General features: G+C 42.9%; 16 protein-coding genes and 1 pseudogene. 6 read left to right on the forward strand and 11 right to left on the reverse strand.

Annotation, left to right across the window (positions count from 1 at the left end; all coding sequences use genetic code 11):
• Nucleotides 1-95: 95 nt before the first annotated feature.
• From V7K15_RS25230 to V7K15_RS25240, 3 genes and pseudogenes are all read left to right on the forward strand, one after another.
• Nucleotides 96-431 (forward strand): annotated as a pseudogene (locus V7K15_RS25230) (SDR family oxidoreductase); the annotation flags it as partial.
• 93 nt (nt 432-524) lie between these two features.
• Nucleotides 525-1,244 (forward strand): rhomboid family intramembrane serine protease, encoded by a 720-nt coding sequence (locus tag V7K15_RS25235; protein WP_334909965.1) that lies wholly within the window; start codon nt 525-527, stop codon nt 1,242-1,244.
• Nucleotides 1,245-1,371: 127 nt separating this feature from the next.
• On the forward strand, nt 1,372-2,043 hold the full coding sequence (locus V7K15_RS25240) for a rhomboid family intramembrane serine protease (RefSeq protein WP_334909967.1): 672 nt from the start codon (nt 1,372-1,374) through the stop codon (nt 2,041-2,043).
• 109 nt (nt 2,044-2,152) lie between these two features.
• Here the strand turns inward: V7K15_RS25240 and V7K15_RS25245 are convergent, their stop codons facing one another.
• The 5 genes from V7K15_RS25245 to V7K15_RS25265 all read right to left on the reverse strand — a co-directional run bounded on the left by V7K15_RS25245 (nt 2,153) and on the right by V7K15_RS25265 (nt 9,367).
• The gene (locus tag V7K15_RS25245; RefSeq protein ID WP_334909969.1) at nt 2,153-4,342 is read right to left on the reverse strand and encodes a GumC family protein; all 2,190 of its coding nucleotides are present in this window, start codon (nt 4,340-4,342) and stop codon (nt 2,153-2,155) included.
• 219 nt (nt 4,343-4,561) lie between these two features.
• Nucleotides 4,562-5,923, reverse strand: a complete 1,362-nt coding sequence (locus V7K15_RS25250; protein ID WP_334909971.1) for a polysaccharide biosynthesis/export family protein — start codon at nt 5,921-5,923, stop codon at nt 4,562-4,564.
• A 238-nt stretch (nt 5,924-6,161) separates the two neighbouring features.
• Nucleotides 6,162-6,884, reverse strand: coding sequence for a cyanoexosortase B system-associated protein (locus V7K15_RS25255; protein WP_334909973.1), 723 nt, complete (start codon nt 6,882-6,884; stop codon nt 6,162-6,164).
• 297 nt (nt 6,885-7,181) lie between these two features.
• On the reverse strand, nt 7,182-8,075 hold the full coding sequence (crtB, locus tag V7K15_RS25260; RefSeq protein WP_334909975.1) for a cyanoexosortase B: 894 nt from the start codon (nt 8,073-8,075) through the stop codon (nt 7,182-7,184).
• A 98-nt stretch (nt 8,076-8,173) separates the two neighbouring features.
• On the reverse strand, nt 8,174-9,367 hold the full coding sequence (locus tag V7K15_RS25265; protein WP_442949716.1) for a DegT/DnrJ/EryC1/StrS family aminotransferase: 1,194 nt from the start codon (nt 9,365-9,367) through the stop codon (nt 8,174-8,176).
• A 531-nt stretch (nt 9,368-9,898) separates the two neighbouring features.
• Here V7K15_RS25265 and V7K15_RS25270 point away from each other — a divergent pair.
• Together V7K15_RS25270 and V7K15_RS25275 are read left to right on the forward strand one after the other, a co-directional pair.
• A complete protein-coding gene (locus V7K15_RS25270; RefSeq protein ID WP_334909980.1) occupies nt 9,899-11,452 on the forward strand; it encodes a GAF domain-containing sensor histidine kinase in 1,554 nt (517 codons plus the stop codon).
• 485 nt (nt 11,453-11,937) lie between these two features.
• Nucleotides 11,938-13,356, forward strand: coding sequence for an IctB family putative bicarbonate transporter (locus V7K15_RS25275; protein ID WP_334909982.1), 1,419 nt, complete (start codon nt 11,938-11,940; stop codon nt 13,354-13,356).
• A 78-nt stretch (nt 13,357-13,434) separates the two neighbouring features.
• On the opposite strand, the gene V7K15_RS25280 is transcribed toward V7K15_RS25275, so the two are convergent.
• Entirely contained in the window at nt 13,435-13,722 is a 288-nt protein-coding gene (locus V7K15_RS25280) for a WGxxGxxG family protein (protein WP_334909984.1), read from the reverse strand.
• A gap of 182 nt (nt 13,723-13,904) precedes the next feature.
• A complete protein-coding gene (gene smpB, locus V7K15_RS25285) occupies nt 13,905-14,372 on the reverse strand; it encodes an SsrA-binding protein SmpB (RefSeq protein WP_334909986.1) in 468 nt (155 codons plus the stop codon).
• 691 nt (nt 14,373-15,063) lie between these two features.
• Here smpB and V7K15_RS25290 point away from each other — a divergent pair.
• Nucleotides 15,064-15,747, forward strand: coding sequence for a response regulator transcription factor (locus tag V7K15_RS25290; RefSeq protein WP_334909988.1), 684 nt, complete (start codon nt 15,064-15,066; stop codon nt 15,745-15,747).
• A gap of 41 nt (nt 15,748-15,788) precedes the next feature.
• On the opposite strand, the gene V7K15_RS25295 is transcribed toward V7K15_RS25290, so the two are convergent.
• The 4 genes from V7K15_RS25295 to murC form a co-directional block, all read right to left on the reverse strand.
• On the reverse strand, nt 15,789-16,268 hold the full coding sequence (locus V7K15_RS25295) for a low molecular weight protein-tyrosine-phosphatase (RefSeq protein ID WP_334910057.1): 480 nt from the start codon (nt 16,266-16,268) through the stop codon (nt 15,789-15,791).
• 69 nt (nt 16,269-16,337) lie between these two features.
• Nucleotides 16,338-16,685: a YbaB/EbfC family nucleoid-associated protein gene (locus V7K15_RS25300; RefSeq protein WP_069070420.1), complete on the reverse strand. Its 348-nt coding sequence runs from the start codon at nt 16,683-16,685 to the stop codon at nt 16,338-16,340.
• A 212-nt stretch (nt 16,686-16,897) separates the two neighbouring features.
• Complete coding sequence (murB, locus tag V7K15_RS25305; RefSeq protein WP_334909990.1) at nt 16,898-17,932, reverse strand: UDP-N-acetylmuramate dehydrogenase; 1,035 nt, start codon at nt 17,930-17,932, stop codon at nt 16,898-16,900.
• Between the two features lie 105 nt (nt 17,933-18,037).
• A complete protein-coding gene (murC, locus tag V7K15_RS25310; RefSeq protein ID WP_334909992.1) occupies nt 18,038-19,501 on the reverse strand; it encodes a UDP-N-acetylmuramate--L-alanine ligase in 1,464 nt (487 codons plus the stop codon).
• Between the last annotated feature and the right edge of the window lie 154 nt (nt 19,502-19,655).

Here is a 19,655-nt window from a genome sequence, read left to right on the forward strand (position 1 = left end):
CACTATTAACTTAAGTATGATTTTTAGCGTAGGCGCAGCCCGCCGAAGGCATCGCTTGATTTTGATCCGACTTCACAAAATCGCGTTGCTCCCGTTCTGTAGCGGGTTTAGTCTCGAATCGTACAGGCGCTCCTTATGGTATGACGAAAGCGGCTATAAATCAACTGACGCGATCGCTATCAGTTGAATGGGCTTCAGATCATATTAGGGTAAATACCGTAGCACCTTGGGCTATTCGCACGCCTCTAACTGAGTCTGTACTAGATAACCAAGATTTTCTCACTTTAGTTCTGTCCCAAACACCTATGGGAAGAGTTGGTCAACCAGAAGAAGTGGCGGGTTTAGTGGCATTTCTTTGTATGCCTGCGGCATCTTTTATCACTGGACAATGTATCACCGTTGATGGTGGATTTTTGGCTTTCGGTTTTTAAGTCTAAAAGCGAGATCCATCCACGAGGTAGAAGAAACTACTTGCAAAATTTAGTATTGTAAAATCGCTGTCTTAAAATCAGGAAAAAACGCTCGTGGTTCCCATTAGAGATAATAATCCGACAACAATCACGCCTTATGTAACTTATGGACTGATTGCTGCCAATGTCCTCGCTTTTCTTTATGAAGCAAATCTTCCCCCACAAGCATTAAATGGGTTTTTACACCTTGCGGCTGTAGTTCCACGAGAACTCACCTTAAGCTTTGCTGGTACCTCTCTACATCAACCAGTGCCAGAGTGGGCAACTTTGATTACTTCACAATTTTTGCATGGTGGTTTCTTGCACTTAGCTGGCAATATGCTGTTTCTTTGGATTTTTGGTAACAATGTTGAAGATAAGTTAGGTCATGCCAAATATTTACTGTTTTATTTATCTTGCGGTATTTTGGCATCCTTGACTCAGTGGTTCTTCGCTCAAGATTCTAGCATTCCTTCGTTGGGTGCAAGTGGTGCGATCGCAGGCGTCATGGGTGCATACATTCTCCGCTTTCCCAACGCCGAAGTTCTCGGTGTTGTACCTTTAGGGTTTTTCTTCCCAACTTTCCGCGTTCCAGCCTATTTCTTTTTGGGATTCTGGTTTCTCGAACAAGCTTTCTACGGATTTGCTAGTCTCGAAACACCTACTAACATCGGTATGGAAAGCGGCGGTATTGCCTACTGGGCGCATGCAGGCGGGTTTATATTTGGGGCAATTCTCGGCCCACTGTTGGGTTTATTTAGCGATAAATCCCAGGAAGAATCTTGGTATAAGTAACTTTTTATGGTATCATAATGCCCCGGAATTATACTGATTGATTTAACAGGTGAAATTGCCTAAACTTCGCAAATGCCAGCCGTACAGGGTATATTGCAATTAGTGAATAAATTTAGGAAAAACACCTGTGTTTCCCCTCTACGATGAAAATCCGACGCGAATCACCCCGTATTTTACCTACGGGTTAATTGGCATGAATATTTTAGTTTTTATTCACGAGGTGAACCTATCACAGCCACAATTAAGTCAGTTTTTAAGTCAGTATGCAGTAATACCTCAAGAGTTAACCACCAATTGGAGTGGAGAATGGATAACGTTATTTACGTCGCAATTCTTACACGGCGGTTGGTGGCACTTAATCTCGAATATGTTGTTTCTCTGGGTTTTTGGCAACAATATTGAAGATCGATTAGGTCATTTCAAATATCTGATTTTTTATTTAGTATGTGGTGCTTTAGCTGCCTTGTCTCAATGGTTTATTGGGATGAATTCTGAGATTCCTTCTTTGGGCGCAAGTGGTGCAATTTCTGGGGTTTTAGGTGCGTATATTATCCGCTTTCCCCACGCGAGAGTCAGGACTTTAGTTTTTTTAGGGTTTTTCATCACCACAATCAGAATTCCAGCACTAATCATAATTGGACTTTTCTTTGTGCAGAATGTGATCTCCGGTCTTGCTACTTTGCAAACAGCCGCTAAGATGAGTGTGGAAACTGGTGGAGTTGCTTATTGGGCGCACATCGGTGGTTTTGTTTTTGGGGTAATTCTCGCTCCTATATTAGGGTTGTTTAGGCGCGACTAAGTACAACATTTAATTAATTCGTAGGGAATTCTCTGTGTAACTCTGCGCCCGGTGTGTTAAAACTTTTACCCAAAGCTGTACAAGCAATTTCAACTTGGCAAGTAAACTATTAGTTTTTGCTGGCACTCGCTGAAACTTCTTCTGATTCTTCTACAATTTTCGATTTTACCTCAGATGTAAATATTGATGATTGTGCAACTTGTTCAGGTAGAGAAACAATAATATCAGCGCCATTGATAATTACTCCCAATAACCCCAGTTCCGATTCAACCAATTGATCAATAGCCTCACCTAGCATATTCTCTTCTGTATAGTGTGGTCGCGCCACTAATACAATCCCATCGCTGTAGGGTTGGATTAACAAAGGGTCATTGGATATGCTGAGGGGACTAGTGTCTAAAATAACTAAATCAAAACGTTGGCGGACATCTTCGATCAGCCGCCGCATTTCGCTAGATTCAAGAATAGCCGCTGATTGCCGCACAGGGCCAGGGCTGGGAAGAATGTATAAATTTTCCACATCAGGAACTAAACGAATACATTCACTTAAGTTAGCGTAATAACGCAGGGGTTCAAGAGTGGCGTTGGGGTCAGGAATTACTTTCAGAGATGTACAACGGGAATGCGATCGCAAATCTGTTTCGATAATCAAGGTTCTTTTACCAGCACGGGCTGAAGCTATACCCAAGTTATATGCACTTGCCGTTTTTCCCTCTAGGCTACTGGTGCTAGTAATCAACACCACCTTTAAGTTTTTACCACCAATCCGGCGCAGATTACTACGGAATTTCTCATAAAATTCTAAATAAGGAGAATCGGCAGAAAGTAGCACAGGTACCGCTTCAAGCTCCAAATCATCAACTGGCATTAAAGGCAATTCTCCCAACAATGCCACTTCCCGTTGTTTGAGGCTCTGGCGGATATCTTCCCTGGTTTTGAAAGTCGCTTCCATCGCTCCCAAAAAAAATATCACCCCGCCACCAATCAATACACCTAAGAAACCACCCACAGCAAGGGTAATAGGCACACTCTTAGGAGGTTTGATGTCAGCAACGAATGTGGGGAGTCTGGCAATGCTGAGGCTGCTAGTGGTTTCTGCTTCTGCGGTTTTAGCATCGGTTAGCTTCACCTGCATTTGGTCATAGATGGCTTTTTTGAGTGTAACCTCCTGTTCTAAACGCGATCGCTCTAATTGCTTATTGGGTATCAGAGAATACTCTCGCCGCAGTCGCGCTTCTTGTTGAATTTCTTGAGCTAGTTGTTGTTGCAGCGTCTCCCCTTGGGTTTGCAAAGACCCCATTTGGTTTGCCAACTGCTGACGTGCTGGATCTAAGCTACTTTGGCTGCGAATATTTGCAATGTTACCCGGAAGTGGAGCCGCCGTACCTTCACCACCTAACACCTCTGCGGCACGTTGTTGCAACAATTCCTCAGCAGCTTGTTTCTGACGCAGCAACTGAACCATAGTTGGGTGTTCCGGTCGCAAATCTTTTCTGAGTACGGCGATTTGCGACTCACTTTGATAAATTTGCGATCGCAAGTTGGCAATAATTGGATCGGCACTCAAAGCAGAAGAAATATAAGCCTGTCCAACTGTTAAGCCTAACTTATTTTGTAAACTGCGAACTTGACCATCAACCCCAGAAATAGTTAATTGAATTTGCCGTTGCAGATTTTGGCTGGCAGTAATGGCACTTAACAAACTGCCATTCTCGGCTGCTAATATTGCCGTTCGCTCGATGCGATCGTACTGTTCCAACTTGTTTTCCGCGATTTGCAATTCCCGTTTAGCTTGTGGTGTGCGCTCGTTAATCTTTTGAATAATGTCCTGTAATCGCTTAGTATTTATATCACTGCTCAACTTGATCATTGATTGCATCAATTCCCCTAAGACCTGTATAGCTCGTTTGGCGTCAGTATCTACATATTTCAAATCCAAGATACTAGATTCCAATTCTCCTGTCCTGGGGTTTTTTTTAGGTAAAGTCAGGGCAATACTGCTAGCGAGCTTTTTCGGTTGGACACCGGCTTTTTCTGCCACTCCTACAATTATCTGGTTTGATAGTAAAATATCCTCATTTAGTTCCTTTCCTTGCTGTTGGATTTGACTACCAGTTGTAGAGAAAGAAACTGGTGGGCCACTATACGTAAGTGCAGCAGATCCGATATAACTAATAGGTGGCTCTGGTTGCATAGCCACCACAGTTGACCCTGCTACAACTAAAGCAAAACTAGCTAGTCCAATCCACTTGTACTTCTCAAAAGCAATCAGATAGCGCTTAACAATTGGTGGGGTCATGGTCGCTTCGCTCCAATTAAAAATTAAAAATTAAAAATTAAAAATTAGGAAGCACCAAACTAAAGATAGTGGCTTTGATACAATAACGCTATCAACTTCCTACTCTATATATCAGTTGATATCTTTAATATTTTTCCATTAATGAATTCAAAGATGAGTTGGAGATGTGGCTTGCTCCACTCCCAACTATTTCCAGATCGTATCCTGATTTTATAATTACTAATTTGATCCATTGCCACCGACGTTTCTAAAAAATTGGAGAAAGGATTGGACATTGAAGAACGGTTGGGTAATGGTGGTCAGTAAATTAGTAATCTTACCGATGAGGTTCCGACCAACAACAATAACATCATTATCTTGAAGTGGCACATTTTGAGAGGCATCACCGCCTAGAGCTTTTTTAGCATCAAGTTTCTGCGTAACAGCTTTACCTTGTTCAGAATCAAAGCGAACCAGAGCGATATCCCGGAGGTTAGCAGCGTCGAGATTTACTCCTCCCAAAGCATCTACAAATGTACTGCCGTTAGGCAACGCTTGAGTGGTAAAACCTCCCCCAGCGTAGTTTAAAACTCGGACTTTAATCTGTGGTGTCGCCAAGGATGAACGTGCTACCAAATTGCGGTCATAACCATCATCATTACCAACTTCACGACGCGGCACGAGTACCGCATCTCCGTCTTGTAAGCGTAAATTAGGGATTGAACCGCCATTTTGCAGTGCGGCATATAAGTCAATAGTTTGTGAAATCACGGAACCATCGATTAACTTCCGGCGTACTTGCACTTGTCGTAGGTCTGCATTTAACGTTGAACCACCAGATATTAGCAAGGCATCAGCAACGCGGGGTGTTGATGAATTAATCGGATAAATTCCTGGTTTAAATATTTCCCCACTAATAGTAACTTGAACTGGTCGCGTCCCTGCCAAGGATACTACCACGATTGGATCTGGTAAAACGCGACTCAAACCCAAGCGAATTTTTTCTTGAGCTTCTTCCAAAGTTAAACCTTGTAATGACACCGTTCCCACTTGCGGCACTACAATGTTACCTTCTGGACTAATTACAGCTTGAAAACTGATGTCTTGACGCTGCGTTGCTAAACCTAAAACTATTACCGGATCAACTACATAACGATTTAAACCCAAGCGAATTTTTTCTTGAGCTTCTTGTAAAGTTAAACCTTGTAAGGAAACTGTTCCCAGTAACGGCACCACAATATTACCTTCTGGGTTGATTAAAGCTTGAAAGCTCAAATCTGGAAAGCGCTGAACTGAAACGCTAATTCCATCTCCTATTCCTAAGCGGTATGGGCCAGGAGGACGCTGAAGCACAACGCCAATTACATCTCCTGGCCCCAAGAGGTAGCGGCTAAGTTGGGGGGAAATTTCCTCATTTGCACCTAGAGGCACAACCTCAGTACCTGGCACTGGCGAGGGGGGTTGCCCTGGTGATTGTCCTTGAGATGGAAAAGGCAGGGCAACGACAAGTTGGATAGGTGTTGTTAAGAAAACTCCTATTTGAAGACTGACAAAACACAGGGCGCTGAATCCACGCATATAATAACTGGGATCTATGAACATCGGTGCAGGAAATACTGATATAGGAATTAGTCGCGCCGAGTGGCTATTTTACCTATGAATGTCCTAAATGTCTCTTCTGTCTGCAAGTATTTACCAAGAAGAACAGGAGAGTTTACCAAAATTTTATTTCTAACTTCATAATTAATATTGTTAACATCTTTTAGCTCAGTTTCAGCCTGAACGCAATTTATTGAGATCCTGTTGATGAATCTCTGGACAAACGTATATCTAACAGACTCTACAAAGGGCCTGCCATCAATACAGCTTGCACTGTTTCACCGATAGACTGGGCTAAAGGCCAAGATGTTTCTACTTGCCCCAAAGGTTCCATTGGAATCATAATACTGACGGCCACCCAAGGAGTGCGTTGCTTATGCCACTGTGCCAATTGATCCGCCAAAAACCAGTGTAAGGGTGATGGATTTCCGCCGTCTGGCATAGCGTACCACTGCAAGACAGCGAAGGTTTGCTGTGGTGTTGAGGCACGAAAAAAGTTAGCTTCTACTTTAGTTTCAACATTAGAAGTCAACTTTGCAGGCGGTTTCACAGTAAATTCAGCAGAGCGAGATTGAGCTACATCCCACTTTCCCCAGCGTGACCTTCCCCAGCCGTTAACCTCTGCCCACTCTACCTCTGGTTGATCCATCGGCCCATTTTGGGGCAGCAAAAGCAGGATTGCCTGCGATTGGGAACCTTCTTTTTTAGTTACCTGCAAAGACCATTTATGTTCGCCAATTTGCTGTTCTGCTTGTTCAATGGTTTGCCAACCAGGAAGAGTTAACCCGGTTTTGCGGATTTGTTTTAATTCCTTGAGGGTAGTAACTGGTGGCGGCTGTTTCCATTGCCAGTGTCCTGTCAGGTATCCGGGAACCCCTCCTATTGCTAGCAGCAGTAGCAATAACAAAAGTGCTGCTACTTGACTCAATTGGTTTTGCTTGAAAAACTTGGAGAAGGAAATCATCAGTAAAAATTGTAATACTTAGGCAAAATTTTACTTTATAAAATCACAATATGAATTCAGTAATATTTATGACTTAGGCAGCAGTGACGAAAAATTAAGGGAGTGGGGAGTACAGACGCGATTAATCGCGTCTGTACAGGAGTTAGGAGTTGTTTATTGGGAAGAATTCAGTCCCAATGCCCAATGCCCAATACTTCTCTACGAGAGGCTGCGCCAACGACTTCTCTACGAGACGCTACGCGTAGCTTGCTTCCACGAAGTGGTACGCTCAGTACAAGTGCCCAATGCCCAGTGATTCTAACTTTCTGCTTGTTGCTGAGTTTTTAGAGATGCCGAGAAATAGCTATTAATCCAATTCAACAAGGGCACTAATGACACCAGCATACAAGCAGAGTAAAGATCGCCGCCCCAACCCTGATGCAGCCATTTAAAAGCCGCTTCTTGACCTGTGCCGTGAAAGAAAGTCAGTAAAGTGTTACGAATGATGTTGGCACTAATACTAACGATCGCAGCAATAGATAAAAACGATATGGTTGTGCGGCGTGAAGATAAACCATCTGTCCAATAAAGCAACATCAAGCCTACGTAGAGAGTCGTAAACAACATTTTCAGCCCTGCACAATAGGGGGCAACTTCCACAATCCGTCCTCCCACGTAGAGATTTGCCTCAGACACGGTTACTTCCATACCAAACTGATTCAGTATGAAGCCTGCGGTGCCAGCGATGAAGCTTTGGAGAGGCATGGTATAGGGAGCAATGAGATAGGGTACTGCTGTTGGGGTTGCCAGAAATACTAATAGCAGGGGGAATCCTTGCGATCGCAAACCTGAGATTCCCTTAAACCACAAGCATAATCCTGCGAGTATAACGGGCAAGGAAAGGTTAACCCACTCTGTAACACCGCTAAGATAAAACACTGCCCCTAATAACAAGAAAACAGCGCCCAAAGGATGGCTAGTATCTGGCAAACGTTTCCACTTTTTCCGGTTGATCCAGACCAGATAAGCAGCAAATGGTAAACCGATAATCCCGTGGCTGAAATATTCGTGTTCTGTACTGATATTTTTGTTTAACCAACCATCCAACCAGTGCAGCAATATTGGAGCATAAAGCAGTAGCAAAACACCTAAAATAGCTAGATTTAATAAGCCTGATGCGTTTCTGTTTTTAATCTGTTGCTGGAGTGCCATGATTTTAAGTAATTTAAAAACTGTTATTTGTCATTAGTCATTAGCAAAGAATAAAGAACAACTGACTGTCTTAACGAAAAAATAGGCATGAATTAGCTTCAGGCTACCACGCTGCTAAGGTCAGCAGGAGATACGTTATCTGGTTTATAACTCGTTGAAACTGCATGAGCGATCGCAGCGACAACTTCTTTGATTTGGCTACTGCTCAAACCAGGATACATCGGTAATGATAATATCTGGTTTGACAGTTTTTCGGCTTGGGGAAAATCTCCAAGCTGATAGCCTAAGTTGGTGAATGCTGGCTGGAGATGACAAGGAATTGGGTAGTGAATACCAGTTTGAATTCCTACTGCTGTGAGTTTTTCCTCCAGTTGCTGGCGTTTGATTGGGCAAGAATCATCTACTTTAATCACATAAAGATGATAAACGTGCCCTGTACCACTTTGGTTTTCCATAGGGATAATCCCAGCAGTCGCCAAGGGTGCTAGTTCTTTATCATACTGCTGGGCAATAGTCAAGCGATCGCGATTCCACTGTGGTAAATATGGTAGTTTCTGGTGCAAGATTGCTGCTTGCAAAGTATCCAAGCGGCTATTTGTACCTGCTTCAGTATGAAAATACTTTTGCGATGCCCCATAATTTCGCAAGCGCCTCATCTTCTGAGCTACGTCTGAATCTCGTGTCAGCAGCATTCCTCCATCCCCAAATGCGCCCAAATTTTTGCTGGGATAGAAACTAAAAGCTGCTGCTATTCCGACTGAACCAGCGTGATATCCGTCTCTTTGGGCAAGGTGTGCTTGTGCCGCATCTTCAAAAATTAGTAGTTTGTAGGTATCGGCAAAGTTGAATAGTTCACTTGGTGATACCATCTGACCATAGAGATGCACAGGGATAATTGCTTTGGTATGAGGTGTAATTGCCTTTGCTGCGGACTCTAAGTCAATTAAAGCGGTTTGGCGATCGCAATCTACTAGAATTGGTTTGGCACCAGCACGTAGCACCCCAATTAAGGTTGCAATAAAAGTGTTTGCTGGTAAAATCACTTCATCGCCAGCACCAATATTACACGCTTGCAATCCCAGAGCGATCGCATCTGTTCCTGATGCCACACCAACTCCATATTCTGCCCCAGATACTGCCGCAAATGCTGCTTCAAAATCTGAGAGTGCTTGCCCTAAAATAAAATCTCCCCGTTCCAATACAGATTGGATTGCATCTTGTAATTGCCTTTGAATTGGTTCGTGTTGTAACTTCAAGTCTACAAAAGGAACTCTAATAGTCATTTTATTCATTACCAGTTGTCCTCAAAAAAGATTTTATCCTATGCAAAAAATAGAAAAGTCTGCTCAATTTTCAGCGTGAAATTGTAATAGCTTCAATCTATCGGATCAAGAGTTATATCAACTATCTAGGATTGTCAGCGATCACTGCTAGCTGTCATCTGTGAAAATAGCTATAAAGATTACATAAATATGGTTGTCGTAAGTAAATTTACGTTAAAGATTTCCAGAGAAATTTTCCCTTCTGTTGCTATTATATCCTTAGCATTAGCTTACCCTGACTGAATCAAAATCTAACGCAGTCTGATTGCAAAATCTCAAGCAATCGAGACTACACCCGTGCTAAATATAGAACATTCAGCACTAGGAAATACTAAGTAGTAAAGAGCGCTTTGGCGACTTAATCGAAGGGGTAAAAAGTTTTTGTGCCAAACTTGTTTGTCAGAGGCAAAATTAGGGAATGCTTAAAGATAGGAATTGATAACCTAGAAATAGGACTTCGATCAATTACAGTATCGAGAAATTATTAAGGTAGTAGTGGCAATGGTAGAGCCTGAAAACAAATTATTTGCCCTAAAGGATGGTTGGGATTCTCCTGAATCAAGAGAACAACAACGCCTCAAAGCTTTGTCAGATTTAGGTTTGCGGCAAGCAGAAACGATTCCGGTTTTTGAAGAAGCCACACAGACTGCCGCCCACTTTTTGGAAGTACCAATTTCCATTCTGGGATTTGTGGATCAAGAACGCCACTGGTTTAAGTCGGCGGTGGGCTTATCTAGGCTGGGACTAATGAATCATTTGGCACAAAGCCGCCAACTCTCACGCCGGGAATCCTTTTGCACTCAGGTAGTAGAGATTTGTCAAGTGTTTGTAGTTAATGATACACATAAACTTACAGATTCAGTCCTTGCTAGCAGCAAGTTGGTACAGGATTATGGTATCCGTGCTTACTTAGGAGCGCCACTGATTGATGCTGAGGGAAATTGTTTGGGTGCATTGGCGGTGATGGATTTAGTGCCGCGCAATTTTACACCGCGAGACATTGAGTTTTTACAAATCATCGCTCGTTGGAGTATGAGTGAATTTGAGCGTAACCGACTCCTGCAAGGGAAACTCAAATCAAGGACTCCGGCGATCGCTCCGATATTTTCACTCAATGACGAACGTAACGCTGAGATTAAAATCACCCCACCCACTAAAGATAGCGACTCTGTTTCTACCAAGCAATTGAAACTGGAACTTTTAGCCCAGCTAACTCACGAATTACGCACGCCCTTAACATCTGTACTCGGTATGGCTAGTGTTTTAGGACGTGAGATTTATGGGCCTTTGACGACAAAGCAGAGAGAATATTTGGAAATTATCCAACACAGTGGTCGGTATTTACTTTCCCTAGTAAACGAAATTACCGAACTAGGAGCTATGGATGAAAACGCTACTGTGCTGAATGTAGCTCCTGTGGATATCGAAATGCTATGCCAACAAGCGATCAATACCCTTGAAGAAGTGGCTAATCGCCGCGAGCAAGATATTCGCCTCTCTATAGAACCGGGACGCAATCGGGTTTGGCCTTTAGATAAAGACAAGGTGCGGCAAATCCTCTATCACCTGGTTTTCAGTGTCATTCAACTTGCAGCTACAGGTAGCGTTGTTCGTATCCATGTCTCTTACAAGGAAGATACACTTAACATGACTATTTGGGTTTCCCATCCTTGGCTAGGGGACGGCATAACTGAGGTTGATCCCTACTTCCGTCTTAATTCTTTATCGCTGCTGGATCTGACAGGTGAGGTAGCAAATTACAATACTCTTGCAGAAAGCCAAGAGCAATCAGATACTTCATCAGTAACAGTGGACAATTCCAAAAAATTGAGTGATTCCCACTCAAAATTCTTTGCTACTAGTTCAGGTATAAATTTAGCTAAATCACATGGAAGTCTTTCTCGTGAAAGCTTGGGGATATTGCTAAGTTGTCAGCTGGCAGAGTTGCACGGTGGACAAATTTTGATTCAAGGTTCACCAGAATCAGGATATCGTTATGTGCTTTCTTTGCCATTGCAACTGCCGACTCCCTCAAAAGGAATTAGCGATGTCTGATTATATGGGGATTAGGAAAGACGTATTTTCTATCTATTTGTTGTGTACTAAGCACAGAACACCACAAAAAGGGTATGGAATTTAATCATTCGTAGGTTGGGTAGAAGGAACTGAAATCCAACATCAAGTCTGAATATTTCCGAACCCCTTTGACGGTGACGTATACTAATACCAATTTGAAAAATGATTGCGACAGATGGAAACCTGAAACGCTTATCCAATGGATGTTTCACAATCCAAAATCTAAAAGCGTTCGACTGAGCGCTCACGCCGAAGTCTAAAATCTAAAATGGTATAAGTATCTAACGGGGCTGTTTTGACTTAGTATTAGCTGAGTGGTTTTGGATTAAAGGTAGTAGCTGATGGCTAGCAATCAGAATGCCATCACTAAGAAAACAATCTCCGTTATTACCTTTTTCTTGCCATAGGCATTATGATCAATTCCAAGTTCTGCATCGGCAGGCTAATTGATCGCAATGTTTTTTATGAATTTAGTCTGGCAACGATTTACTTTATCATCTTTACCGCTCAAAGAATATCTTGCTAGCAGTTACGTACATCGTTCTCTAGTCGGACTATTAAGTTCTTGGCGGCAAACCAGTGTCTTACTCCAATGGGGAGATGCGGCAGCAGCTGCTTTACTCAGCTTAATATATGCCGTTGCACCTTTTGCTGCGAGTTCATTGGTGGGCTTGTTGCTGGTGGCTTGTGTGGGATTTTGGCTGTTATTGACTTTATCTGATGAAGTCACACCAGCAAATGTCTCCTCATTCACGCCCATTCACGTGCTGGTATTCCTCTACTGGGGAGTTGCCGCAGTCGCAACAGCATTATCACCTGTGAAAAAGGCGGCGCTTAACGACTTGGGAACGTTGACTTTGTATTTGCTACTATTTGCCCTTTGTGCCAGGGTATTAAGGTCGCCTCGCCTCCGCTCTTGGATTATCATCCTTTACCTGCACGTATCGTTAATTGTCAGTCTATATGGGTTGCGCCAATGGTTTTTTGGAGCCACAGCACTGGCAACTTGGGTTGACCCAGAATCTCCTTTGTCTAAGACTACAAGAGTCTATAGTTATTTAGGCAATCCCAACTTATTGGCTGGATACCTCTTACCAGCAGTAATTTTTAGTCTAGTGGCAATTTTTGTATGGCAAAGCTGGCCTAAAAAAGTCTTAGCATTAACAATGTTAATTGTCAATACCTCCTGCCTGATTTTGACTTTTAGTCGTGGCGGTTGGATTGGACTAGTGGTGGCATTTTTGGCTGTGATGGCATTGCTAGTTTATTGGAAAAGCGGGGAAATGCCTCGTTTCTGGCGTACTTGGTCGCTACCGATTGTCTTGGGAGGTTTGATCGGGGTATTGGTGGTAGCAGTGATATTTGTAGAGCCAGTGCGCCTGCGGGTGTTCAGTATTTTTGCTGATCGCAAAGATAGCAGTAATAATTTTCGCCGAAATGTGTGGGATGCTGTCTTTGAAATGATTCGCGATCGCCCCATTTTCGGCATTGGTCCTGGTCACGCCTCTTTTAATAAAGTTTATCCCCTCTACCAACATCCTCGTTACACTGCTTTGAGTGCTTATTCGATTTTGTTTGAGGTGACTGTAGAAACCGGCTTTGTTGGTTTAGCCTGCTTTGTCTGGCTAATAATCGTCACATTTAATACGGCATTTTTGCAAGTGCAACGAATGCGACAATTGAAAAGTGTAGAGGGATTTTGGTTAATTGGAGCGATCGCTATTTTGTTGGGTATGCTAGCTCACGGCACCGTAGATACTGTCTGGTATCGTCCTGAAGTAAATACCCTGTGGTGGCTCATAGTTGCCTTAATTGCCAGTTATTGGACACCTTTAGCTCAAAACCAGACAAATTCATCTAATTTAGAACCAACAATAAAGTAACATCAGTAAGTTGTCAGTTGTTTTTCTACTGAACAACTGACAACTGAGCGAATTTTGAATGAGTGAATTTTTAATTGTCTAGTCCTTGTAGGTGGTGCCACCTGGGGCATTAGGGTCTCGATAAGCAGTGGGTTCGGCATCACGCTTTTTCCCAGTCAAACCAGCTAGACCTAATAGACCAATTAATCCTAACCAACCCCAATCAAAATCATTATGCTCCTCATAAGTGGTCGTTGTTGGAGCAGTAGTGACTCCGGGGTTAGGAGTGGTAGTGGTCTGAGCTTGTGCGGATAGAGTTAAGGGTAAAATTCCCATACTCAAGCTGAGAACGCCAGCGCCAACAGCTGTAATGAAGTTACTTTTCATAAGTTGTGACAATTACTCAATGCCATCCAAAGTTACTCACAATTATATAGAGTCCCATCCTTAGGAAAATCAATCTGCGGCTATAAATTAGGCATTTTCATAACTCACGCTATAGATAGACAAGATGCTTTTCACCACAAGCCGTTTCTGACTCTGGTGTGATAGTTTCGCTACACTGACCCTCAATAGTTTTTCATTGCCCGTTGAATATCACGCTGATCGTCGCGTCGTTTCAGGTCTTCTCGCTTATCGTGGAGCTTTTTACCTTTGCCAAGGGCTATACTCACTTTTACCCAACCTCGTTTGAGATACATTTTCAAAGGGATTAAAGTTAAACCCTGCTGTTCTACTGTGCCAATTAGCTTACGGAGTTCTTTGCGATGCAACAGCAGCTTGCGTGTACGCCGTGGTTCATGATTGAAATATTGTCCACTAGCGGTATAAGGCGAGATATGCACATTGATCAACCATGCTTCGCCATTCCGAAGCAATGCATAGCCATCTTTGAGATTAACTTTACCGGCACGAATTGACTTCACCTCGGTTCCGGTCAATTCAATTCCAGCTTCGTAAGTTTCCAGAATTTCATACAAATAACGGGCTTGACGGTTGTCACTAATAACTTTGTAACCTTCGTTCTTGTCGCTCATTGATAATTTTGTGTGCTTTAAATGTACCTAAAAAATTATTGGGATTGCTTTGTGATTTATAGGGTGTATTTTAAAACCGCTATAAATGCTCAAGTGTATATCACTAATTTAACTTTTATAAGTTGGCAATTAAAAGTTTTCTGAGAACTTGAAGTTACCTGACACCAATAATCCTTAGTGATTGGCTAAGGATTAATCACTAAGGACAAAAAAACAAAAGATATTTATACTTACTTCAGTAAGTAGGCAAGAATAAATTAAACTATATTACGCAATCTAAAATTAATTAAAATTGGCTCTTAGTAAGGAATTCAGCCAGATTTTCCGGGCTGAAGCCCTGACTACAAACCTTTGATTATTTACGCCCACTTACCTAGCTTTTGGGAAATTATTAATTAATTTAATATTAATTTACACTATGGGGAGCATTTACTGTGCTTTATTGAGGAGTTGTTACAAATTACAAAGCTCTCTATCCCTCCCCAGCAGAGGGACTCAAAGGTGAGCTACACTTCATAAACATATCCTAAAGATTTAAGATTTTCTTTATAAATAAAACTTGATGCAGTTATTAGCTGGTCATATTGTCATAGTATGAAACATAAGAACACTATTCTTACCTGTCTGTGTTCACTAATGGAGTACGTAAAAGCAAATTTCTGAGTCAAAAAATGCTAGGGGTGTATTGTCCATGCCCTTAACGATCCTTGTAGTGGATGATGATTTGGGCACTCGTCTGTCTGTTAGCGACTATCTGGAACTGGCTGGCTACTCCGTGATCACGGCTAATGACGGTCAAGAGGCTTTGGTTATGGTGGATGAGTATCATCCTGATTTGATTGTCACGGATATCGTCATGCCACAGATGAATGGCTATGAACTGGTGCGCCGGGTGCGTCAACAAGCAGTGTTTCGTTTATTGCCTGTAATTTTATTAACGGTACGCACTAAGACCCAGGAAAGAATTCTGGGCTACCAGTCAGGGTGCGATTTATACTTACCCAAGCCTTTTGAACTGGAAGAGTTAGCAGCAGCAATCCGCAATCTTTTGGAGCGATCGCAAATCATTCAATCAGCGTACCAGTTTTCTCATAAAGAGAATTTGGATATTTCCGCCTCGACAAAAGCAGCGAACACCCATAATTCTCTCTCCACTCAAATTCAGAAATCCCATCTGCACTCACCCCTAACTCGTAGAGAACAGGAAGTCTTAGAGTTATTGACTCATGGTCTTTCTAATGCCGAAATGGGTCATCAGCTACATCTGAGTCCTAGAACCGTGGAAAAGTACGTTAGCAGTTTATTGAGAAAAACCTCAACCAGCAACCGAGCGGAATTAGTACGTTTTGCGATTAAGCATGGTTTGGTGGAATAAAAGAGAGACGCGATTAATCGGGTCTGTACAGGAGTTTTAACTCATAACTCATAACTCATAACTTTTGTCAGCAGACCTTCACAAGCATCGATCAGTAAATCAATAACCTGATTAAATCCCTCTTCACCACCGTAATAGGGGTCTGGAACTTCCTTTAGGGTGTGTCGAGAGCAAAACTCGCATATCAAATGCACTTTATGCTGATATTGCTTAGTTTGATCCAGAGTGAGGATATTCTGATAATTTTCTTCATCCATTGCCAAAATCAAATCAAAGTCTTGAAAGTCTGATTTTTGAAATTGGCGTCCTCGGCCACGCAGTTTAATTCCCAACTTTGTAGCAGCCGCAGCACTCATGCGTCTGTCAGGTGGGCTACCAATGTGATAACTAGATGTACCAGCAGAGTCACAGAGGATGCTAGCGCTCAAGCCAGCCTGCTCAATTAGATGATTCATAATGTTTTCTGCCGATGGCGATCGGCAGATGTTACCTAAGCAGACAAATAGCAACTTGTAAGGCATAGATATTTTTTGTTCTTTGTCAATAGTCATTAGTCATTTGACCAATGACTAATGACCAATGACTCTTGACTAAAATCCAGGAAGTTCCAGTCCACTGGTTAATTCTTCCATACGTTCCCGCATTGTTGCAGTGGACTTGTTGTAGGCTTCTTTCATTGCCACTGTCACCAGATCGGAAAGTACTTCTGCACCTTCGCCTAAAGCATCTGGAGAAATTTCCACTCGCTTGGGTTCTTGGTTCCCACTGACAATCACCTTTACCAGACCACCGCCAGATTCTCCTAGAATCTCCATTTGCTCCAATTCTTCTTGGAGTCGCTTTGCGCCTTCTTGAACTTGCTGCGCTTTCTTAAAAGCTTCGGCCAGTTCCTTCATTTTTCCTAAGCCAAAGCCGAATCCCTGTCCTTTTCCTGTCATAATTATTTGTACGCGTGTGCGTTGAATAACAAATCAAATTCAATTATAGATGCGGTAAGTAATTTGCCTCTTTTTTTACCAATAATTAATGCGTCATAAAATGGGGAGTCGGGAGTGGGCTTGCCGTGAGCGTAGCCGAATGGGAGTGGGGAGTGGGAATTGGGAATTGGGCATCGGTTATTTCTCCCCGTGCCTCCCCCAGTCCCCATTCTTTATCCACAAGCAGCTTGAAACTCTCCGAGCATTTTGACTTCTGGCTCTAAATTAATAGACCAATGTTCTTGTACCTGATGTTGGATGTGGCGAATTAGACAGAAGATGTCACTAGCTTTTGCTCCACCACGGTTAACGATGAAATTAGCATGGAGTAGTGCTACTTGCGCTCCACCAATTTGATAGCCTTTCAGACCAGTTTGTTCAATTAACCAGCCAGCACTGTAAGGTTTAGGATTGCGGAACACACTGCCACAACTGGGGAAGTTGTATGGTTGGGTACTCAATCGATGCTTTTTGTGTTGTTTGGTGATTGCCACAACTTTTGCGGGGTCAGCACCTGGCGCGAGTTGTAAGGTGGCTTGGGTGACTATACGTTGGCAACGCCTCTCGCCGCCAGGAGAAGGAGACTCCCCACTTTGCAATAATGAAGTCCGGTAGCTATAACCTAACTGATCGGGGGTAAGAGTTTCCAGCGTACCATCGGGTAAAAGTACCTGGGCGCTAACTAACATATCTGCGATACAGCTATTATGTGCCCCGGCATTCATCACCACGGCACCTCCGGCTGTTCCGGGGATGCCAACAGCCCACTCCAATCCTTGCCAGCCTAATTCTGCTGCTGCCCATGCCAAACTGGGAATTGATTCTCCAGCAGCAACGGTTAATTGACCTGTATCTGGATCAAAGTGGCTGAAGCGGAGATGACGAGTAGCAATGACTAACCCTGTTATACCGCGATCGCTCACCAGTAAGTTAGAACCTGCTCCCAGTGTTGTCACCTTTAAATCACGTTCTTTTGCGTATTTAAGACTTGCTTGCAGTGCTTCTAAGTTTCGGGGGGCAACGTACCAATCAGCGGCTCCCCCAACTCTATAGGAAGTAAACGCTGACAAGGAAGCCTGAGACTTGATCGCACAATCAGTATTGGGTAAGTAAATTACTTCACTCTCCACCGAATTAGTTGTTTGGTGTTTCTTTGTATTCAAAGCAGAAACCGTGCAGACGTTTGCAGCTGCCTGGGAAATTGTCATTTTTACTTTATATTGGTAAAATTTTTACATTTATTTACCGCAAAAATACGGTAATAGAGTTAACCGGGCGCTTTGCTCAGAAATAAAACTTTGCAAAGTCTCCACTTAGGATGTGGCTTTAACAGGTTCGGAAAGTGTCGCCATTACTTCAGGAATCACCTGATTCAAGTTCCCAGCCCCCAGAAACAGCGCCAAATCTCCTGGGCGTAGTGTTTGCACCAAAAACTCACACACTGAGGGTAAAGTTGGTCGATAAACTACCTGCGAATGCTGTTTAGCAATTTCCCCCGCTAGATGTTCACCACTAATTTGCCCTAAATTTGGTTCACCTGCACTGTAAATATCTGTCAGCACAACCAAATCAGCATGGGTAAACGACTCGGCAAATTCTTCTAAAAAGGTGAGTGTACGGCTATAGCGATGGGGCTGGAAGATGGCAACCACTCTTTGCCCTGGTCTTGCCTGTAAACGTGCTGCGGCAAGAGTAACGCGAATCTCGCTGGGATGATGAGCATAATCATCTATGAAGGTAATGCCATCGACTTCACCCCGGAACTCAAAGCGGCGTCTTGCTCCTTCAAAGGTGGCGATACCTTTGGCAATTTCTCCAAATTCTAAGCCCAAGACGCGACCAACAGCCACTGCTGCTAGGGCATTACTGAGATTGTGCCGACTGAGCAGCCGCAACTTCAATACACCCAAAGCTTTGCCTCTTTCCCAAACTAGAGCCGTGGTGCCATTAGCACGATAATCAATATTAGTGACGGTGTAATCAGCGTCTGTATCTGAGTATAAGCTGTAGCTAATTGTCGGTTGCAAGCGATCGCGGACTGTAACACAATCAATGCTACCTATCAACGTTTTACAACCCTTAGCAAATGTCTGGAAGATGTCAATGACTTCTTCTAATGTATCGTAATGGTCAGGATGATCGAGTTCAATATTGGTGATGATGCCAATCTCTGGAGCGTGTTTTATCAAGGAACCATCAGATTCATCTGCTTCGGCTACCAAATATTGGCTTTGTCCCAATCGAGCATTACCAGACCAAGCATTAACTTCGCCACCGACTAAAATCGTTGGGTCTAAACCAGCTTGCAGAAGCATATAGCCAATCATGCTACTGGTTGTAGTTTTGCCGTGTGTTCCTGCCACTGCAATACTATAGTAATCGGCAATTAAAGCTGCCAGTACATCTGAACGATGTAAAATTGGACAACCTAATTCCAGCGCTGCTTTGTATTCTAAATTATTCGTGTTAATTGCTGTTGAACAAATGACTTGAGGCAGTTTTGACTTAGTAGTAGTAGATAATTGTTCTTGTGAATTTAATACTACTGCATTCGCCAATACCTGAGGGCGAAAGAATTCGAGATTGCTTGCCTCTTGTCTATCAAAAATATGAGCACCGATAGATTCCAACTTGTGCGTAATGTGGTTTGCACGAAGATCCGAACCTGATACTGGAAATTGACGCTTGGCGAGAACGTATGCCAGAGCAGACATACCTATGCCACCGATACCAATGAAATGAAATGGTCTACCACTAAAATCTACAGAATTAGTCATTTATTGCTCCTCTTACACCAAACCACACCATAATCACAAATGACACGCGTATCATAACAGGAATTTGATTTTCTACCGTAACTGCTCCTATATCATGTTCATGTTTGATGCCCGAATGATGTTTCCGCTATGGTTTTCCTTGTTCAGAATGATT

The organism is Nostoc sp. (assembly GCF_036919815.1).
In the GTDB taxonomy this organism is placed as follows: domain Bacteria; phylum Cyanobacteriota; class Cyanobacteriia; order Cyanobacteriales; family Nostocaceae; genus Nostoc.